The organism is Streptomyces tatrensis, assembly GCF_049310065.1.
Classification (GTDB): Bacteria; Actinomycetota; Actinomycetes; order Streptomycetales; family Streptomycetaceae; genus Streptomyces.
Map to the genome: position 1 here is coordinate 4,179,219 of NZ_JBMDLB010000011.1, position 14,459 is coordinate 4,193,677.

General features: G+C 70.8%; 14 protein-coding genes. 8 read left to right on the forward strand and 6 right to left on the reverse strand.

Going from position 1 to position 14,459, the window contains the following annotated elements:
- The first annotated feature begins 39 nt into the window (after nucleotides 1–39).
- The 4 genes from ACODT5_RS34595 (at nucleotide 40) to ACODT5_RS34610 (ending at nucleotide 4,274) form a co-directional block, all read left to right on the forward strand.
- Nucleotides 40–1,704, forward strand: coding sequence for an FG-GAP-like repeat-containing protein (locus ACODT5_RS34595; RefSeq protein ID WP_422523028.1), 1,665 nt, complete (start codon nucleotides 40–42; stop codon nucleotides 1,702–1,704).
- A 241-nt stretch (nucleotides 1,705–1,945) separates the two neighbouring features.
- The gene (locus ACODT5_RS34600) at nucleotides 1,946–2,392 is read left to right on the forward strand and encodes a DUF6069 family protein (protein ID WP_422523029.1); all 447 of its coding nucleotides are present in this window, start codon (nucleotides 1,946–1,948) and stop codon (nucleotides 2,390–2,392) included.
- Nucleotides 2,393–2,469: 77 nt separating this feature from the next.
- Complete coding sequence (locus ACODT5_RS34605) at nucleotides 2,470–3,009, forward strand: ArsR/SmtB family transcription factor (protein ID WP_422523030.1); 540 nt, start codon at nucleotides 2,470–2,472, stop codon at nucleotides 3,007–3,009.
- Nucleotides 3,006–4,274, forward strand: coding sequence for an MFS transporter (locus ACODT5_RS34610; RefSeq protein ID WP_422523031.1), 1,269 nt, complete (start codon nucleotides 3,006–3,008; stop codon nucleotides 4,272–4,274). The genes ACODT5_RS34605 and ACODT5_RS34610 overlap by 4 nt, the downstream gene beginning before the upstream one ends.
- A gap of 32 nt (nucleotides 4,275–4,306) precedes the next feature.
- Here the strand turns inward: ACODT5_RS34610 and ACODT5_RS34615 are convergent, their stop codons facing one another.
- From ACODT5_RS34615 to ACODT5_RS34625, 3 genes are all read right to left on the reverse strand, one after another.
- Nucleotides 4,307–4,579: a GNAT family N-acetyltransferase gene (locus tag ACODT5_RS34615; protein WP_422523032.1), complete on the reverse strand. Its 273-nt coding sequence runs from the start codon at nucleotides 4,577–4,579 to the stop codon at nucleotides 4,307–4,309.
- A 410-nt stretch (nucleotides 4,580–4,989) separates the two neighbouring features.
- Nucleotides 4,990–5,532: a GNAT family N-acetyltransferase gene (locus ACODT5_RS34620; protein ID WP_422523033.1), complete on the reverse strand. Its 543-nt coding sequence runs from the start codon at nucleotides 5,530–5,532 to the stop codon at nucleotides 4,990–4,992.
- Nucleotides 5,533–5,746: 214 nt separating this feature from the next.
- The gene (locus tag ACODT5_RS34625) at nucleotides 5,747–9,184 is read right to left on the reverse strand and encodes an Ig-like domain-containing protein (RefSeq protein WP_422523034.1); all 3,438 of its coding nucleotides are present in this window, start codon (nucleotides 9,182–9,184) and stop codon (nucleotides 5,747–5,749) included.
- A 295-nt stretch (nucleotides 9,185–9,479) separates the two neighbouring features.
- On the opposite strand from ACODT5_RS34625, the gene ACODT5_RS34630 reads away from it, so the two are divergent.
- On the forward strand, nucleotides 9,480–10,118 hold the full coding sequence (locus tag ACODT5_RS34630; protein WP_422523035.1) for a LysE family translocator: 639 nt from the start codon (nucleotides 9,480–9,482) through the stop codon (nucleotides 10,116–10,118).
- 118 nt (nucleotides 10,119–10,236) lie between these two features.
- Here ACODT5_RS34630 and ACODT5_RS34635 read toward each other — a convergent pair whose 3' ends face one another.
- On the reverse strand, nucleotides 10,237–10,854 hold the full coding sequence (locus ACODT5_RS34635) for a TetR/AcrR family transcriptional regulator (protein WP_422523036.1): 618 nt from the start codon (nucleotides 10,852–10,854) through the stop codon (nucleotides 10,237–10,239).
- Nucleotides 10,855–11,051: 197 nt separating this feature from the next.
- On the opposite strand from ACODT5_RS34635, the gene ACODT5_RS34640 reads away from it, so the two are divergent.
- The 3 genes from ACODT5_RS34640 (at nucleotide 11,052) to ACODT5_RS34650 (ending at nucleotide 13,164) form a co-directional block, all read left to right on the forward strand.
- Nucleotides 11,052–11,624: a hypothetical protein gene (locus tag ACODT5_RS34640; RefSeq protein WP_422523037.1), complete on the forward strand. Its 573-nt coding sequence runs from the start codon at nucleotides 11,052–11,054 to the stop codon at nucleotides 11,622–11,624.
- 134 nt (nucleotides 11,625–11,758) lie between these two features.
- Nucleotides 11,759–12,745: a sigma-70 family RNA polymerase sigma factor gene (locus ACODT5_RS34645; protein ID WP_422523038.1), complete on the forward strand. Its 987-nt coding sequence runs from the start codon at nucleotides 11,759–11,761 to the stop codon at nucleotides 12,743–12,745.
- A 20-nt stretch (nucleotides 12,746–12,765) separates the two neighbouring features.
- Nucleotides 12,766–13,164: a VOC family protein gene (locus tag ACODT5_RS34650; protein ID WP_422523039.1), complete on the forward strand. Its 399-nt coding sequence runs from the start codon at nucleotides 12,766–12,768 to the stop codon at nucleotides 13,162–13,164.
- A gap of 21 nt (nucleotides 13,165–13,185) precedes the next feature.
- Here ACODT5_RS34650 and ACODT5_RS34655 read toward each other — a convergent pair whose 3' ends face one another.
- On the reverse strand, nucleotides 13,186–13,974 hold the full coding sequence (locus ACODT5_RS34655; RefSeq protein ID WP_422523040.1) for a bestrophin-like domain: 789 nt from the start codon (nucleotides 13,972–13,974) through the stop codon (nucleotides 13,186–13,188).
- Between the two features lie 43 nt (nucleotides 13,975–14,017).
- Nucleotides 14,018–14,449, reverse strand: a complete 432-nt coding sequence (locus ACODT5_RS34660; protein ID WP_422523041.1) for a winged helix-turn-helix transcriptional regulator — start codon at nucleotides 14,447–14,449, stop codon at nucleotides 14,018–14,020.
- Between the last annotated feature and the right edge of the window lie 10 nt (nucleotides 14,450–14,459).

Sequence of the window (14,459 nt, forward strand, 5' to 3'; positions counted from 1 at the left end):
CAAGCGATACGAAGAACACTGGTAGCCGGACTCGTTCTCGTGGCCGGCCTGTTCGCCGGTGCGGCGGCGGGCCCGGCCGTCGCGGAGGGGGTCGCCCCGGCCGGGAAGCCGGTGAGCCTGATCTCGTACAACGTGTGCGGCGCGTCGACGTGCCAGAGCAGCGCGGCGGACGAGGACGTGTGGGCGGACGAGGCGCTGCAGAAGGTGCCCGACCTGGGGGCCACCGATGTGGTCATGCTCCAGGAGCTGTGCGCCGGCCAGTACGAGAAGCTGATGCAGAAGCTGGGCGCGGGATACTCCGGCCATTTCACGGCCAAGCTGAGCAGCGCCGGATGCGACCAGTGGAGCACCACGGCCACGCCGACCACTGATTCGACCCGGCTCGGACAGGCCGTCATCCTGCGGACGAGCGCGGGCGTCGTCGGATCGTCCGTCCAGGTCGTGGCGAACGACACGCGGCTCGCGGTGTGCGCGAAGGGTCCGGTCGCCGGCCGCCACACCCTGGCCTGCAGCGTCCACCTGTCCGCCAGTACCTCGGCGGGCGATATGCACGAGCTGTTCGGGCACATCGAGGCGAACGCGGGCGGCGCCGCCGTGATCCTCGGCGGCGACTTCAACGCAAGGCCCGACGTCGTGGATCCGACGGTCGGACCGGGCAGGCCCGTGACGGGCCCGCTCGTCGAAGCGGACGCCGGGCCGAAAACCCCGACGGCGGGGTGGAACTCCACCACCAAGGCCTACACGGCGAAGTTCGACCACGCGTTCTTCAGCTCGGAGGACTTCGAGACCCTGTCCGCGTCCGTCGCCGACGTGCAGCTCGCCGGGACGAAGGACCACGCCCTCCTGCGGGCGAAGACGGTCACCCGGGCCCCCGTGGACGGCGATCTCACCGGAGACGGCCGCCCCGACCTGCTCGCCGTACGCAAGGACGGGACGCTGCGCCTCTACCCGGGCATCGGCGCCGGCCGGTTCGGCTCCCCTCAGCTGATCGGAAGCGGTGGCTGGCTGGGGGCCGTGATCAGTCACCGCGGCGACTGGACCGGCGACGGGCGCGAGGACGTGGTGGCGCGGATCGGCGACAACCTGTGGGTCTACCCCAACGTGGGCGGCGGAACGCTGGGCGAGCGCGTAGCCGTACCCAACCGGGAAACCGGCTGGACGGGCACCGTCCCGCTCGCCGCCGGAGACCTCGACGGCGACGGCCAGAGCGACCTGGTCGTCAAGAGCGCGAGCGGCAGCCGCCTGTGGCTGCACCGGGGCGGCACCCCGGCGACCGGCCCCTCACTGCCCCGCGCGGCGATCGAGCTGTTGCCCACCGAGGGGGACTGGGCGGATCACGACGTGCTCACCCCGGGGGACGCCACTGAGAACCCGGCCGAGACCGGTGACGAGAACATGGCCGACCTGTGGGCACGCAACCGAACCACGGGCGAGCTCAAGGAGTTCCGCTCCAAGGGCGCGGCCGGCCTGGCCGCGCCCCAGACGATCGGCGGCGACACCTGGACCGCCGCACAGCGCCCCCTGGCCGTCTCCCTCGGCGACGCGGACGCCGACGGCCGCGCCGACCTCTGGGTCACCACGAAGTACGACGCGACAACCGCCACGGGCGGCGACCTGTGGTTCCGCCCGGGCACCACGGGCACCTTCGGCACCCCGGTCCGAGTCGGCGAAGGCGGCTGGGCCTACATCGAGTCCCTCGCCTGAGAAACACCGGAGCCCCGGCGCGACACTGCGCGTCGGGACTCCCAAGCCGCCGGCCCGTCTCCCCAGGGGGAGACGGGCCGGCGGTCATTGGTCAGTGGTCTGGGCTAGCCGGTGGCTCCGAGGGGTGAGGCGAGGCCTGGGGTTTGCCAGGGCTTGACCTCAAGTGAAGTTCAGGTTGGAAGCTTCCTCGTATGCCGCTGACCTCAGGCAGCGCACCACTTCATGCGTTGGAGGAAGTCCCATGTCGAGCAACGCCGTTCCCACCTCCGTCCCCACTGTGCCCACCGCAGCCCCGGTCCGCCGTTCCGGCCTCACCTGGTGGAAGGCGCTGGCCACCGGCGCCGGCGGTGCGGTCGTGGTCAATCTGATCGTTCTTGCCGTCGCCAACCTGGCCGGTGCCTCGCTCATCGTCGTCAGTGACGGCGCGGAGCATCCGATCACAGTCGGGAGCGTCATTGGCGCGTCCATCGTGCCGCTGGCCTTCGGGGCTGGCGCTGCCTTCCTGATGGCCCTGTGGAAGCCGGTCTTCCTGCGGATCGCGCAGTACGTGGGCGGTGGGCTGGCGCTGTTGTCGGTTGCCGGACCGCTGTCGTCCGGCGCCGACGGCGGCACCGTCGCAGCCCTGTCCCTGATGCACCTCACCCTCGGCGTGGCGGTCGTCACCACTCTCCAGCTCCAGCGCCGGTGAGCTCCTGACAGTGAAGCCTGGAAGGCCGCACGAAAATCCCCTTGCCCAATGGTCAAGAAACGTTGACCATTGGGCGCATGCCTGCCGATGATCTTCCCGAGACCCTTCACGTCACCACCGACGAGCAGCTACGCGCTGTCTCCAACCTCACGCGCCACCGGATCATGGCCATGCTCCGCTTCGAGCCCGCGACGATCACGCAGATCGCCCAGCGAGTGGGGCTCGCCAAGGGGAGCTCCAGCTACCACGTACGGCTGCTCGAACGGGCCGGCCTGGTGAAGGTGGTACGAACGCGGAAGGTCCGGGGGGTCACCGAGCGGTACTACGCGATGGCCGCGCGGTCGATCGTGCTGCCGGATCCGGGCGAGGGCGGGCCGGACATGCTGATGCGGCATGCGGTGGCGGACCTGGAGGCGGCGCCGGCGGACGGCGAGCGGCACGTACGGATGGCGCACCTGCGCCTCACCGAGGAGCAGTTCGCGGAGCTGGGTGCGCGGCTGGACGCGCTGGCGGTCGAGTACCGGGAGCTGTCCGATCCCTCACTGCCGGACGCGTCACTCGTCTTCGCACTGTTCCACCCGAGATCGTCCGAGCAGGCCGAAGGGGACGCCAAGTGACCCCAGACGTTCAGAAGTTGCCGACCGGGTTCGGACGGCTGTGGACTGCGCAGACCGTGTCCTCGCTCGGTGACGGGGTGACGCATGCCGCGCTGCCGCTGATCGCGCTGACGCTGACGCGGGATCCGATGGCGCTCGCCGTCGTCACCGCCGTCGGAACGCTGCCGTGGCTGCTCTTCGGGGTGCTCGGCGGCGCCCTGGTGGACCGCTGGGACCGCCGGCGCACGATGTGGGTCGCGGACGCGGCCCGCGCGGTGCTGCTCGTGATACCGGTGGCAGCCGCCGTGCTCGACGTGCTGAGCATTCCGCTGCTCGCGGCCGTCGCTTTCCTGCTCGGCCTCGGCGGACTCTTCTTCGACACCGCCGCCACGGCCTACCTGCCGGACCTGCTCGGCCGCGACCCCGCGCTCCTGGAGCGCGCCAACTCCCGCCTACGGGGCAGCCAGACCGCTGCGTCCGGCTTCGTGGGGCCGCCCGTGGGCAGTGCCCTGCTCGCGCTCGGACGGGCGGTTCCGCTCCTCGCCGACGCGATGTCGTTCGCGCTCTCCGCACTGCTCGTACGGTCGCTGCCCGCCATGCCCCGGCCCGCGCCGAAGGCCCGCGAGTCGCTGCTGCGGCAGGCGCGGGCCGGCGCCTCGTACGTGTTCAGGGACCGGTTGCTGCTCGGGCTCGCGCTGCGTCCGGCGGTCGGGAACGTCGCCTTCCTCGCCGTGGAGACCGTGCTCGCCCTCTTCGCCCACGATCATCTCGGCATCGACACCTTCGGCTTCGGCCTGCTCCTCACCGCGGAGGCCACCGGCGGCCTGCTCGGCGCGGGCATCGCCTCCGCCCTCGGCCGGAAACTCGGCACCGGCACCGCGCTCACCTGCACGGCCGCGGTCGAGGGACTCGCCATCCTGGGCCTCGCCGTCGCCCCGAACCCGTACGTCGCCGGCCTCGCGCTCGCCGTCTGCGGAGCGGGCATGGGCGCCACGATGGTGCTCGCGCCCTCCCTCCGGCAGGCGATCGTCCCCGCCCACCTGATGGGCCGGGTCGCCTCCACCTCCCGCATGCTCGCCATGTGCGCCGCCCCGTTCGGCGCCTTCCTCGGCGGCTGGCTGGCCACCAGCTACGACATCCGGACCCCGCTCTACGCCGCCGCCGGCCTCCTCCTCGCCATGACCGCCATCACGGCGAACATGACCAGCAACCGCCAGGTCGAGGCGGCACTGCGCGCCGCAGCCACGGCCGGTGATCCAGATCCCGTTCAGGAGCGTGCCGTTTAGAAGCGCAGATCGCGCCGGCCACGATCTCTTGTTCAGTTCGGCTCGTACCAGAGGCTCGTCATCGGGGAGTGCGTGGTCCAGCCCAGCGCGGAGTAGAGCGCCCGGCCGTCGGGCGTGCCGACCAGGAGGCCGGTCGTGGCGCCGGCCTCGTACGCGGTGCTCTGCAGGGTGCGCATCACCAAGCCGCCGAGGCCCTTGCGCCGGTGTTCGGCGGCGGTCTCGACCTGGTCGACCACGACATGGGCGCCGGCGTGGGCGATCTGGCCACGGGCCGCGAAGTGCCCGGCCTGCGTGCGGACCAGCACTCGGGTGACTCCGCCCCGGCTCCACCTGGTGAGCGTGTAATCGGCCGGCACTTCGGGTGCGCTCCGGTACGAGGTCGCAGGTCATCAGAAACCCGGCGACGTCGAGCCGCCAGCCCGGCCCGACCCAGGGCAGGACCGCCTGCTCGTCGGCGAACAGCTTCAGCCACGTCCCGGGCGCGCTCGTCGCGGCGACGATCTTGCGTACATCGGCCTCGGAGGGCTCCGGCAGCACGTGCCGGGCCACGTGCTTGGACTGCCCGACGTCGATCGTCCACCCCCACGGCTCACCGATCGGGTCCGACCGCCCCGGGAGACGACCCAGCCGTCGATCCACATCCGCACGAGCTCACTGATCCTGGTGTCCGGCATCGCCGCACGCCCCCTGACCAGGTCATAGCGCCGAATGGACATTACGCGCCGGGGAGGGGCTTCCAGTCCTGGGCAAGGAGTCCGAACAGGACCTCGTCCAGGAACTCTCCCATCACCCAGGCCGAAGAGCGCAGCACACCCTCGCGGACGAAGCCGTTGCGCTCGGTGGCACGGATCATCGCGATGTTGTCCGCCAGCGTTTCGATCTGCAGCCGGTGCAGGCCGCGTACGACGAAGCCGTAGTGGCACAGCACCGCGACCACGTCGGTGCTGTAGCCCTTGCCCCGAGAGACCGGCAACAGCCCGAGCCCGACGTGCGCGGACCGGCTGTGGTTGTCGATGCCCCACAGCGTCGCGGTGCCGACCAGCGCGCCGCTGTCCAGGTCCACCACGGAGAACGGAACGTGGCCCTGTTCCTTGTCGTCGACCATGAACGACAGGGCCTCGGAGCCGGCCATGAGCGGTCGCCACGGCTGGCCCGTGGCCCGGGAGGCGGTGACCACGTCGTCGTGGAGACCGGTATGCAGGATCGGGATGTCGTCCTCGTGCCGGGCCCTGAGCCCGATGGTGTTGCCCTTTAGCATGCAAGCTTCCTATCCGACCGTCCCGGCCGGCGGCAACCCAATTGATCACGGAACGCCCCCGACGACGCCAAGCAGTCGCCCGGCGCTGCCACTACCTGCGGCGTTGTCGCACGTTCGAGGGGCGGCCTCCTTGAGACCGCCCCTGACCATGCCCCGCTACACTCCAGCCGCCCAACGAAACTCACAGGTCGGACAGCGAAATCCTGCTGGAGTACTAGTCGTTGCCCTTGTCCTTGCCGTTCCCCTTGCCCTTCTGGTCGTGGCCCTTCAGCGTGATGTTCTCCGTGTCTGTGAAGTCGATGCGCGTCTTGGCATGCGTCGTGTGCGGGTAGAGGACGAGGACCGAGCCCTTGCCCTTGCCGCCGTACTCCTCTTTCAGCTCGCCCTTGGGAGAGCCGGTGCGGACGAGCAGCTCGTCACCCTTCTCCGGCCGGACCCCGGAAGGGTCGCCGCCGTCGACGGAGATCTGGGTGCTGACGGTGTCCTTGACGAGGAACTCGATCGTGTCCTGGCCACCGCGGGCGAGGACGCCGATCCGCTCGGTCTGCGCCGTGGTGATCGTCAGGCCGAGCAGTGCCACGAGCGGCGCCGGCTTGCGGACCAGGGGCAGGGAGTCGACGTGGAGCGTGGTGTACGTGTCCACGACACCGCGGATCCGGTCGCCGCGGGTGGTGCCCACGATGGTCACCTCGTCGTCTCCGCCGTCGGTGCTGATCCCCACGTCACCGGTGACGTTGTAGAAGTTCAGCACCTGCCGGGAGCCCGCCCGCTCCAGCCGGCCGCTGTTGACGCTGAGCGGGGTGAAGGTGAGCCGGTCGTCGCCCGACCCGCCCGCTACGGCCGCGCCGTGCCCGTTCGCGTCGAGGTTGACGACCGGGATCCCCTGGATGCCGGCGAAGCCGCCCGGGATGCCCGGGTAGCCCGTCACCCGGCCCTCGGCGATGTCGACCAGCACGTTCGCCGTGGCGCCGGTGAGGCTGAGCGAATGCTTGGCGATGGTCACCGCGAGGGAGGGAGAGGCCGGGCTCACGTTGCCGGCGAGGTCTTCCAGGAGGACGGAGACGTCGTACCGGCCGTCGCGCAGCGCGGAGCTGACGACCTCGTACTCACCGGCCGGGGTGACGATGTCCTTGCCGACCACGGCCGCGCTGCCGCCCGCCGGGGTGGTCAGCAGCCGGACCAGCGCGTTCGGCTCGACCGACGAGCCCTGGAAGGCGGGCTTGATGATGGTGGTGATGTTGTCGACGTCGCTGCCCGCGCTGTCGCTGGAGGCCAGCAGGTCGGGGGCGGCGGCCGGCCGGACCGGCGCGACCGTGTCCAGGGTGATCACGAGTGCGTGCGCGCTCTCCGCGCCCGAGCCGGTGACGTGGGTGGTGCCGGCGACGCGGGGGTTGTCGGACGGGTCGACGATGATCACCTCGGCAGTGATCTGGTTCTCGCCCTCCCGCAGGACCGGGTCCAGGCTGATCTGGTACAGCCCCGGCTTGTTCGTCGGGTCGATGGGCGTGGCGAAGCCGACGCGCTCCCCGTCGCGCTCCACGGCCACCTTGTAGCCGGGGGCGTCGTCGGCGAGGGCGGGCGTGGCGTTCTGCGGGGACAGCGGGATGCCGGCGGCGCGGAGCTCGGCGTCGTTCACGCGGAGGAAGAGGTCCGGCCCGGCGATCTTGGTGACGTCGTCGTTGTCGAAGCGGCCCGAGTCGGACTGCTGCTTGAGGTCCAGGCTGAAGGGCTCGGGGGCCGCGCGGTTGGCGACGACGAGGTCGTACGTGCCTTGCGGCGGGTCGGTCGGTGAGGCGTCCCCGGGCCGGGTCGGGTCGGTCACGCCGGCGGCGCTGACCACGACGTAGTACGGCTCGTCCTGGACGACCGGGATCGCGAGCCGGCCGGTGGAGGTGCCGGCCCGGGTGGAGACGGTGCCGGTGGCGACGCGGTTGCCGGACTTGTCGTACGCGCGGACCGCGAGCGGGGCGATCACCTCGTTGAACCGGATCTCGGTGGTGAGGTGGCCGGTGTGACGGGGCGTGACCCGGAAGAAGTCCACGTCGGTCGCGGTGTGCAGGGTGAGGCCGCGCCGGTTGAACTGCTCGTTCGAGCCGAGGTCGGCGGCCACGGCGTGGTCGATCGACTCGTTGGGCTCGTGGGAGTCGGGGAAGGCCCCGAGCATCGAGAAGACGTCGAAGTAGGTGTCCTGGTTGCCCGCGGAGGGGGCCGTGGGGGTGGGCGGGGTGGTGTTGCCGGTCCAGGACGCGTAGGCGATCCCGTTCACCGTCCACACCCCGTTGTACTCGCCGATCCGGAGGGTCCGCCGGGTCTCGCCGGCGACCATGGTGCCGCAGCCGGCGAAGTTGCCGAAGCGGCACGGGGCGTTGCGGTCGGGGTCGAAGGGGGAGTCGCTGACGCGGAAGTCCTGCGTCCAGGTCTGGCCGCCGTCCCGGCTGGTGGTGCCGTACAGCTCCAGCAGGAAGTTGTCGGCTCCGTTCGGCCCGGTACCGCCGTTGCGGCGGCCGCTGCGGTTGTCGTACCAGGTGACGACGGCGTTGCCGTCCTGGTCGATGTGGGCGTTGGGCATGACGGCGAAGGTCTGGCCCGGCCCGTGGTCGACCCGGCTCCGGGTGAAGTTCAGCCCGTTGTCCGTGGAGCGGGCGATGACGACGTCGGCGTCGTCGCCGTTCCCGTAGTCGTTGTTGGGGTCGTCGTTGGCGACGACGTAGACGTTCCCGGCCCGCGCCGGGTCGGGCAGGATCCACGGCTGCACGGAGCCCTGGAGCCAGAAGTCGGTCCCGGGGATCTCGGTGGCCGGGTTGTTCTGCCGGTTGCAGGTGACGTCGGCCTGGCCCGCCCCGAACGGCACGGTCCGCTGCCGGGGGGTGCCGGCGGCGAAGTCGGCGCCGCCGGAGCCGTCCCGGAGCAGCTGGGTCGAGCCCACTGCTCCATCGCCGGCGCAGGTGTTGGTGTGGTAGGCGACGTAGAGGTCGCCGTTCTGGGCGACGGCCGCGTGCGAGGGCCAGACGAAGCCCTCGCCGGCCTGGGAGATGGCAGCCGCGGCGGACCAGGTCGTGCCGCCGTTCGTGGACCGCGAGAACAGGATCCTCGAGCCGCCGGCGGCGGGGAGTTCCGTCCAGACGATGTAGACGTTGCCCACGTACGGACTGGTGGGGTTGGAGTCGACGACCAGCCACTGCTTGTCGTGGTCGATGTTGCCGTTCGGGCTCACCTGGACGGGGGTGTAGGTCTGGGTTCCCGTCGTCGTGGTGTCGTTGATCCGGCCGACCCCGAGCCCGAGCCGGGCGGGGGTCGGGTTGGTGTTCAGGCCGCCGCGCGACAGGTGCGTGACGAAGAGGTTTCCGTCGGCGTCGAAGCCGAGCACCGGGTCGCCGTTGCACGGGGTGACGGTCGACGTCCGCGTGATCGGGAAGCCGTCCCGCCCGTAGTTGAGGTCGATGTGGACAGTGCAGCCCTCCATGACTGCGACCTGCCCGGGCTTGCGGGGGTTGGCGGTGGCGTTGTGCGGCTCGTTGTTGCCGGTGCCGATCCTGCGGTCGTCGCCCGCCCACGCGGGGGAGGCGGCGGGGCCGAGGATCGCGAGCGACTGCAGTACGAGGAGAATGCTGCTGACGGTGGTGAAGGCACGCCTGTAGAGATGATTGCTCAAGATGCGTTCCGCTCTCTGGCTCTGTACATCCCTCTCCTTCCAGCCCGACGGCCGCACCTGACCTGAGCGGCTCCACGTGCTGTTCGAGAGAGGACACTGACACCACGCCGGTTGCGGCACACACGGCGCTCCGAACCGCGTCACGGGAATTCACCAAGATCGCCGGAAGAAGCACCCGCCTGGAGTAGGCCGGTTCTCGAACGGGGCTGATGCCGTGACCGGGAGGGATGAGGACGCCGCCACCCTCCCGAAAACCGCTTCCCCTCCCACCTCCCCGTCGGCCACGATGAGCCGCATGGTGTCCACTGACCGACTGCTGGCGTTCGCCGCCATGTCGTTGCTGTTGATCCTCATCCCCGGGCCGAGCGTGCTCTTCGTCATCGGGCGGGCGCTGTCCCAGGGGTGGCGGGCCGCGCTGATCACGGTGGCCGGGAACACGCTGGGGGCATACGTACTCGTCGTCGCGGTGGCCCTCGGTGTGGGGTCCGTGGTGGAGCGGTCCTTGCTCGTGTTCACCGCGCTCAAGCTCGTGGGGGCCGCGTACCTCGTCTACCTGGGGGTCAAGGCCTTCCGGCAGCGGCATTCGCTCCGTGCGGAGTTCGGGTCGGACGCACCCGAGTACGGGAACTGGCGGTCGCTGTGGGAAGGGTTCGCCGTCGGGGTGGCCAATCCGAAGACCATCGTGTTCTTCGCCGCCGTCCTGCCGCAGTTCGTCGACCGCGATCAGGGGCACGTCACCGCCCAGATGCTGCTGCTCGGGCTCGTGTTCAACCTCATCGCCGTGGTCTGCGACAGCACCTGGGGCATGGTCGCCGCGACCGCCCGCAGCTGGTTCTCTCGGTCTCCACAGCGGCTCTCCGCCGTAGGCGGGGCCGGCGGGCTCGCGATGATCGGCCTGGGTGTGACCGTCGCCGCGACCGGGCGCAAGGACTGATCCGGGGCTGAGGCTAGTACGAGCGTCCGCCAGTCGTGTGGCCAAGCTGCTGCGGAGCCTGGGATGACTTCAATCGAGAATCGATTTCTCGCCTCGGACGGGAACGTCGGCGGGATCCTCAGGCTCTGGGTGAGCCCGCAGCGCCCCGGGCGCGGGCGATGAGCCCGGCGGCGATCACCGAGGCGAGCTCGTCGAGCAGGGTTTCGTCCACCGGCAGATGGAAGGCGAACAGTGCGAGGAACAGCGGGCCGCCCAGCAGTAGATGAGCCACCGTCGGGTCCTGCGGCCCGGGCAGTTCCCCCCGCTTCTCGGCGCGCTCCAGTATCGCCGTGAGGTCGCGCCGCTCCTGCGCGATGAAGGTGCTCTGGAAGCGGGCGACCAGCGCGGGGTCGCGGGACATCTCGACCATGAGCGCGGGAGTCAGCATCCGGGCCGCGGGCGTCGAGAGGCGCTCAAGGGCGAGGCCCGCCATCGCGCGGACGTCGCCGCGCAGGGAGCCGGTGTCCGGCGGCGGCTCGATATCCATGCCATGCACGGCCGAGGCGAAGAGCAGCTCCGCCTTGGAGCCGAACCTGCGGTAGATAGCCGCCTTGCCCACACCCGCACGGTCGGCGATCTCGTTCATGGTCACCCCGGCGTAGCCGACCTCCGCGAGCAGTTCGCGCGCGGCTCGGAGCACGCTGCTGTCGATCTGGCTGTCCCTGGGGCGCCCCAGTCGTGGTGTCGGATTCGGCATGGCCCAAGTTTACGATACCCAAGTTCCGGAACTCAGGTATCGTAACTGCCGCTGGACGCCCCACCGGCGCCCCGCATACACCGCCGCGCGGGACGAGGGAGCGCTTCGCCGGGTGTATCCGGAGCGGGCGAGCGCGGATCTCATCGAGGGAAGGGACGAGAGGCGACGTCATGTGCAGTCACAGGACAGATCCGAAGATGGCCAGTTGTGACAGCTGGCTGCCGCAGTACCAGTGGCGCACCCACCACGGCCGGAGCGTGCCGGCCGAACCCGGGGTGGTCGCGCGGGCGGTGCGCGAGGTGCAGCCCGCGGAGATGTACGCGCTCAGGCCGCTGGTCTTCGTGCGCAGTATTCCGGCCCGCCTCACGTCCCCTGACAAGGAGCGGCATCTGGACCGGGACGCGCCTGTCGTCGACGGGCTGTACGAGGGGGTGGGCGCCTTCCAGCTCCAGGACGACCCGGGCGGGGACCTCGTCGTCGGCTTCGTGGGACAGCCGTGGTCCCTGCGGCAGAAGTGGCTCACGCTGACGCCCGACGAGTACCTGGAATTCGACGAGCCGGGGCACATCAAGGGACTGATGGCCTTCTCGGTCGCTAGCCGGGGCGCCGGCACCCACCTGCACACCGAAACCAGGATCTACGGGACCGACCGGGCGTCCGTACGCCGGTTCCGACCCTACTGGCTGCTGATCGAACCCTTCAGCAGCCTGATCCGCCACGACTGGCTGGCCGCGGCGGCCCGCAGAGCGGGGAGCCGGCCGCGGCAATGAGGGGCAGAGAAACGGAGAGAGCGAGCCGGACGCTCTAAGTCCCCCTCGAAGCAACGAGGTTTCGGCACGGTCGGATGATCTACTGAACCGACCGGTCGAGGGCTCAACACGGGGGTGTGGGTATGGACGTGGGAATGGACGTCATTGTCACTACGGGTGGGGATACGGGCGCAGCCGCAAGCGCCACTCAGGACCCAAGCTCCCCCGCCCAAGACCAGCTAGCCCTCAGCTTCGAGGAGCACCGCCCCCACCTCCGGGCCGTCGCCTACCGGATGCTCGGGGCGATCGGTGAGGCCGAGGACGCGGTCCAGGAGGCCTGGCTGCGGCTCAGCCGCACCGATGTCGGTGACGTGGAGAACCTCGGCGGCTGGCTGACGACGGTCGTGGCGCGGCTGTGTCTGAACGGGCTGCGTGCCCGCGAGACCCGCCGGGAGGACTCCCTCGACGACCGGCTGGACCGGACGGGCGACGTGGGCCCCGCTCCCCGGATGCCCGACCCCGTCCTCGCCCTGGAGGGCGGCGTGGTCGACCCGGAGCAGGAAGTGCTGCTGGCCGATTCCGTCGGATTGGCGCTGCTCGTCGTACTCGAATCCCTCGCTCCGGCGGAGCGGCTGGCGTTCGTCCTGCACGACATGTTCTCCGTGCCCTTCGACGAGATCGCCCTGATGCTCGACAGGACTCCGACGGCCACCCGGCAGCTCGCCAGCCGTGCGCGGCGCCGCGTGCAGGGGCGGGTGCCCGCGCCGGATCCGGACCTGGCCCGGCAGCGCGAGGCCGTCAGGGCGTTCTTCGCGGCCACCCGCGACGGGGACTTCGACGCGCTCCTCGCCCTGCTCCACCCCGACGTCGTCCTGCGTTCCGACGGCGGCGTGGCGCGCGCCGGCCAGTCGGTGGTTCTGAACGGTGCCCGGACCGTGGGGTCGCAGGCGGCCCTCTACCGCGCGCTCGCCCCGTTCGTCCGCCCCGTGCTCGTCAACGGGGCCGCGGGCGTGCTGTGCGTGGTCGAAGGCCGGCTGATGTCGGTGATGGCGTTCACGGTCACGGACGGCCGGATCACCGCCATCGACGTACTCACCGATCCCGACCGGCTGGACCTCATCGACCTCGGCCCGCTCACCTGAAGGGCCCGTACCCTCTCCCCATGATCGACCCACGCGCGCACATCCGGATCGCCCGGCCCTCCCTCGATCTCGCCGCCGCCGAGCGGTTCTACGTGGGAGGGCTGGGGCTCGACGTGCAGTGGCGTTCCACGGAGCGGCGCTCCGGGGAGCACGACCTGTTGATGGTCGGTCCCCTCGGGGGCGGTTGGCACTTCGAGCTGACCCGCGACCCCGAGAACCCGGTGGCTCCCTCCCCGACCGCCGATGACCTCTTCGTCGTCTACCTGGGCAAGGAGCCCGACGAGGCCCTCGTGGCCCGGCTCGTCGAGCACGGCGGGACCCGTACGCCCGCCCACAACCCCTACTGGGACACCTACGGGGTCACCGTCACCGACCCCGACGGCTACCAGCTCGTCCTGTCCTCCCGCACCTGGGGCTGATGGCGTCGGCGACCGCACCCCCTACGGCCAGAACTTCGCCAGTGCCGCCTCCTTGAACGGTGCCGGGCTCACGCTCAGTTCACCGGCGAAGGGGCGGTCCAGGGCCACCACCAGCAGCAGGCTGAAGCCGATCAGCCCCGCCACGGCCGAGACGAACAGCAGCTGCATCTTCAGGCTCCGCAGCCCGAAGAGGAAGGTGAGCGGGAGGATCACGAACGCACCGCCGTACACGAGCACTTGGAGCAGCGGCGGCAGTGAGGTCTCGGCCATCGTGATGCGCGCCCGGCGCTGCGCGGCCACGTCGTTGAGGCGGCTGACGGCCTCACTGTAGAAGGTCTCACTCCGGGGACCGGAGGGCTCGTAGGCCTGGAGTGCCGTGTACAGGGCGTGCGTCTGGTCGGCGGTGGCCTCGTAGCTGGGGCGGCCCTCGCGCATGAGGGGCCACTGGATCTCGACGACGGCGTGGACGTAGTCCCCCACCGCCCGGTCCACGCGGGCACGTTCGGCCGGCGGGAAGGCCTCCGCGCTGCGGACGACCAGGGCCAGGTCGGTGGCCTCGGTCGCGACGATGGTCTGGGTGTTCTCCAATTGCGTCCACAGGGTGACGACGACGAAGGCGAGGATGATGCCGTAGATCGCGCCGAACATGCCGAGGGCCACCCCGACCATCTCGTTGTGGTCGCCGTCCGCGAGGTGCGGGAAGCGGCGGCGCGCGGCCAGGCTGCCGCCGATGGCGAGGGCGACGAAGCCGCCGACGAGGAGGACGCCGAGGACGAATGTGCTGAGGTGATTGAGCAACCAGAGGATCATGTCCTGCCCAACGACCACCCCGTCGGGAGGGCCCGCCCCCACATCAGCGCGAGCGGCTCGCGCGCGGCGGCTCCGCGGATCCCGTCACCGCCGCCGCAGCCCCCGCCTCCTGGGCGTCGAGCAGCTCGTCCCAGTGCTCCCGCGTCCATTCGCACGCCGCGTCCAGCGGGCCCAGCAGTCCCCGCCCGAGCGGGGTGAGTGCGTACTCGACCCGGCGCGCCGGGGTCTCGTACTCCGTGCGCACCACGAAGCCGTCGCGCTCCAGCCCGCGCAGGGACTGGGTGAGGGACTTGGCGGTGATCTCGCGCAGCGGGACCTTGAGCTCCGAGAAGCGGCGGGGGCCGTCCTGCAGGCAGCGCAGGATCAGCGTGGCCCATTTGTCGCCGATCCGGAACGGCACCAGGGGCGACGGGCAGACGGGGTCGAACATCTCGGGATCGAGGGGTGGGGGCGTGATCGGCGGCCTCTGCGTCATGATCCACACG

Excerpts from the sequence above, each read along its gene's own strand:
- ACODT5_RS34640 (WP_422523037.1), top strand. The coding sequence starts at position 11,052 with ATGGCCAGTTGTGACAGCTGGCTGCCGCAGTACCAGTGGCGCACCCAC.
- ACODT5_RS34655 (WP_422523040.1), bottom strand. The coding sequence starts at position 13,974 with ATGATCCTCTGGTTGCTCAATCACCTCAGCACATTCGTCCTCGGCGTC.
- ACODT5_RS34635 (WP_422523036.1), bottom strand. The coding sequence starts at position 10,854 with ATGCCGAATCCGACACCACGACTGGGGCGCCCCAGGGACAGCCAGATC.
- ACODT5_RS34650 (WP_422523039.1), top strand. The coding sequence starts at position 12,766 with ATGATCGACCCACGCGCGCACATCCGGATCGCCCGGCCCTCCCTCGAT.
- ACODT5_RS34605 (WP_422523030.1), top strand. The coding sequence starts at position 2,470 with ATGCCTGCCGATGATCTTCCCGAGACCCTTCACGTCACCACCGACGAG.
- ACODT5_RS34660 (WP_422523041.1), bottom strand. The coding sequence starts at position 14,449 with ATGACGCAGAGGCCGCCGATCACGCCCCCACCCCTCGATCCCGAGATG.
- ACODT5_RS34645 (WP_422523038.1), top strand. The coding sequence starts at position 11,759 with ATGGACGTCATTGTCACTACGGGTGGGGATACGGGCGCAGCCGCAAGC.
- ACODT5_RS34620 (WP_422523033.1), bottom strand. The coding sequence starts at position 5,532 with ATGCTAAAGGGCAACACCATCGGGCTCAGGGCCCGGCACGAGGACGAC.
- ACODT5_RS34600 (WP_422523029.1), top strand. The coding sequence starts at position 1,946 with ATGTCGAGCAACGCCGTTCCCACCTCCGTCCCCACTGTGCCCACCGCA.
- ACODT5_RS34630 (WP_422523035.1), top strand. The coding sequence starts at position 9,480 with ATGGTGTCCACTGACCGACTGCTGGCGTTCGCCGCCATGTCGTTGCTG.